Here is a 3629-nt window from a genome sequence, read left to right as displayed (position 1 = left end):
ACCGTCGGGCGCCTGACGGGCGGGGCGGCGCCGGAGAACGACCTGCCGGTCGCCGCTCCGCCCGCCGCCACGATGCCGGACGAGGTCGCGTCCCTGCTCACCGCACCCGACCTCGAGATCTCCCGCGGTCAGGTGGGCGGCACCGGTAGCGCCACGGTGTTGGCGTCCAGGTCGGCTGACATGGCGGTCATCTCCATGACCGGGATCCCGGAGCCGGCCGAGGGCCGCGCCTATCAGCTCTGGCTGATGGGCCCGGATCACGACCCGATCCCGGCGGGGACGATGGAATCCGGCGAGGTGGGCCCGTCACCCTCCGCCGAACTGAGCGGTATCCGCGGCTCCGCCCAGATCGGGATCACCGAGGAGCCGGCGGGCGGATCCCCGGCGCCGACCGGCGACGTCCTGCTGGCTCTCGACCTGGCCTGATCCGGTTCACGCCTGCCACCATTGCCGCAGGGGAACGTCCCAGGTCATGGAGTCGCCGAGTCGGACGGCCAGGATCTGGTGGAGCTGGATCTTGTTGTGTTCGAAGCCGTACTGGCAGGCGCCCATGTAGAGACCCCACAGTTTGGCCATGGGTTCACCGACCTCCTCGACCGCCTCGTCCCAGTGTTCGACCAGGTTCGCGCACCAGTCGCGCAGGGTGAACGCGTAGTGCTGCCGGAGGTTCTCCTCGTGCACCACCTCGAACCCCGCGTTCTCCGCCTCGAGGTGGACGGTCCCGGCACCGGCCAGTTCGCCGTCCGGGAAGATGTACCGGTCGATGAACGCGCCCGCCTTGACGGACCGCGAGTTGTCCGGACGGGTGATGCAATGGTTCAGCAGACGCCCTCCCGGCTTCAGGTACCCGTGGAGTCGGGTGAAGTATCCGTGGTAGTTCCTGCGCCCGATGTGCTCTGTGATGCCGATGGAACTCACGGCGTCGAAGTCGCGCTCGGGCACGTCGCGGTAGTCCATCAGCCGGACCTCGGCCAGATCCTCCAGCCCCTGGGCTCGGATCGCGGCCTGGCCCCACTCGACCTGCTCCCGCGAGAGCGTCACGCCGATCGCGCGGACCCCCCGGGAGGCCGCGTAGCGCACCATCCCGCCCCACCCGCACCCCACGTCCAGCAGCCTGTCGCCGGCTTTGAGACCGAGCTTGTCGAAAACGAGGCGGTACTTGTTCTCCTGCGCCTTCTCCAGGGACATCTGTGCGTCGGTGTAACACGCGCAGGTATAGGTCATGGTGGGCCCGAGGATCCACTCGTAGAACCGGTTGGACACGTCGTAGTGGTAGCTCACGACCTCCGAGTCCCGCTTCTTGGAGTGTCTCCGCATGCCGTGCGCGACCCGGCGCCACGCCGCCGGCACCTCCTGCTCGGGAATCGGCAGCATCGTGAGGTTCTCGCGTCCGATCGACCGGGCGATCCGGGCCATCGTCCGCACGTCCGGCCTCCGGGTCATGGCCTTGCGGAAGACCTCGAGCGCGCCGAACGCGTCGTGCGGCGCACCGGGATGTACCCCGTCGACCTCGAGCTCACCCATGAGGTAGGCGCGGGCCAACCCGAGATCCCCCGGCGCGGTCACGAAGTACTGCAGCGCCTTCGGACTCTTCAGGCGTAGTACCAGCTCACTGTCGGGCGGGCCGAACACCGAGCCGTCGTAGGCCTCGATACGCAGGGGTGGCTCGCCCGTCGCGAATGCGTCGACGATCTCACCGATCGTCATCCTGTCCGTCGTCACCGTGCACCCACCGCCTTGTCGTAGAGGGTCGAGAACCGACCGTTCGGGTCGAACTCCGCCTTCAGCCGGGCGGCGTGCTCACCGCCGTACAGCTGGTCGAACTCCTCCCGGGAGTAGAAGACCTCAGAGTAGAGCGACTTGTGTCCACCGAGGCGGGAGACCTCCTCCTCGATGCGCCGGTTCCACGCCCCCTCCACCGACCCCGGCTCTACCGGCGCCGAGGACCAGAAGCCGATGTTGACATAGGTTGTGTCGGGCGACAACGGGTACAGAGGCCACGGCCGGTCGGAGCCCGGCCCCCCGTCCGGTGTCGGTGCCGGGGTGCGCTCCCGCAGCCGCAACGGACACACCCACAGTGGTTCGATGGGCACCTCATTCAGGAACCACCCGAGGAACTCGGCCGTGCGGTCGATGGTCACCTCGATGTCCTGCACCACACGCTCGCGCGGGCCCTCGCCCTTGAGCGCCCCGATCCGGTTGCCCAGGTCGTACCTGTGGTCCAGCCCGATGATCTTCCAGTACGCGGACGACCGGAGGAGGTGCTGCGGCCACAGGGCGCGGATCCGGGGATTCTGCACGCCGAACGCCCGCGAACACCAGAACCAGTCGGTGTCCCACCGCCACAGGTAGTCGCGGATGGTCAACCGGTCGCGGGCCATCGATCCGGGCTGTCCGCCGTGCCGGATCGACCGGTAGTAGATCGCCTGCTTGTCCCGCACTCCCGTGTAGTCCGAGACGGGACCGGGCTCGTCGGTCCGCCGCCCCAGGGTCAGGTAGGACTCGTCGGCGGAGAAGACGACCCCGTCCAGGAAATCGACGTCCTCGTCGTCGTACGACCCGGACTCGCTGATCCGCCCGAGCCCGTCGGCCAGCGCGGCGAGGGAGCCGAAACGGAGATGTCGCAGCTCGACGTAGCGGGCCACGGGTTCGAGCGCGATGCGCAGCCGCACGGCGTACCCGAGCGAGCCGTACGAGTTGGGGAACCCGCGGAAGAGCGCCTGCTCGCGCACCGTCCCGTCGGGGCGGGCGGTGACGATCTCGCCCGTCCCGGTGAGGACGTCCATCTCCAGCACCGACTCGTGGGGCAACCCCAACCTGAAGGAACTGGACTCGATGCCCAGCCCGGTCACGGCGCCACCGAGGGTGATGGTCTTGAGCTGCGGCACCACGTACGGCATCAACCCGTACGGCAGGGTGGCGTCCACCAGATCCTCATAGGTGCACATGCCCTGCACGTCGGCGGTGCGGGCGTCCGGGTCCACGGAGACCACGCGCGTCAGCCCGGTGGTGTCGAGACCGGGCGACGACGACGAGGCGCGCGGCCTGAACAGGTTGGACGTCGTCTTGGCCAGCCGGACGGGCTCCCCCCGGGGGACCGCCTCGAAGCTGGCGAGGAGTCGGCGGACACCCTCGTCATGGTGCCGGGACCCGACGACCAGCGATCCGGACAGATGACCGTGAGTGCCCATGCGCCCCACCATAGTGGCGGTCCGCGACGACCGGACTTGATCCGGCAGCGGTCCACCCCGGTGTCCCGGCCAGTGTGCTCCCCACCCGCCTCACGGGGCCGGGCGCCACTGACGGGCGGGTCTCGATCTCGTCTCGATTGTGACACCGGTCGCATCGTCTCCGCCGAACCCTCTCGAGCTGGCAGACCGCGTACGTACTCTTCCCGCATGGAGGACCCCCGCGCCCGGGCACGCAGTCGGCCCCACTCGGCGCATCCCACATCCCACATCGAGGAGGGCCCGTCATGAGCACACGCGCACACCGAGCCGAGCGGTCCGCCCGGGGCGCCCGCGAGATCCGTCCCGTCCGACGACGCGGGATCGTCGCCGCGTCGGGGTTCGCGGTGCTCGTCCTGGCGCTCGGGGGGTGCGGGGAGGAGGGGACCGCGGAGGAGGCGG

Annotated in this window: 3 protein-coding genes; 1 reads left to right on the top strand and 2 read right to left on the bottom strand. The window is 69.5% G+C overall.

The features are described 5' to 3' along the window. On the top strand, window positions 1–426 hold a 426-nt coding region (locus G6019_RS01070; RefSeq protein ID WP_182626923.1), incomplete at its 5' end, for an anti-sigma factor. A gap of 6 nt (window positions 427–432) precedes the next feature. Here the strand turns inward: G6019_RS01070 and G6019_RS01065 are convergent. After that, window positions 433–1707, bottom strand: a complete 1275-nt coding sequence (locus tag G6019_RS01065) for a class I SAM-dependent methyltransferase (protein ID WP_107757591.1) — start codon at window positions 1705–1707, stop codon at window positions 433–435. A gap of 11 nt (window positions 1708–1718) precedes the next feature. Beyond that, window positions 1719–3191, bottom strand: coding sequence for an FAD-binding oxidoreductase (locus G6019_RS01060; protein ID WP_182612685.1), 1473 nt, complete (start codon window positions 3189–3191; stop codon window positions 1719–1721). Window positions 3192–3629 lie beyond the last annotated feature (438 nt).

Origin of the sequence: Dietzia sp. DQ12-76 (assembly GCF_014145045.1) — a bacterium.
Taxonomy (GTDB): Bacteria; Actinomycetota; Actinomycetes; order Mycobacteriales; family Mycobacteriaceae; genus Dietzia.
The sequence above is the reverse complement of the archived record's forward strand: the minus strand, read 5'-3'. Positions and strand labels throughout refer to the sequence as shown.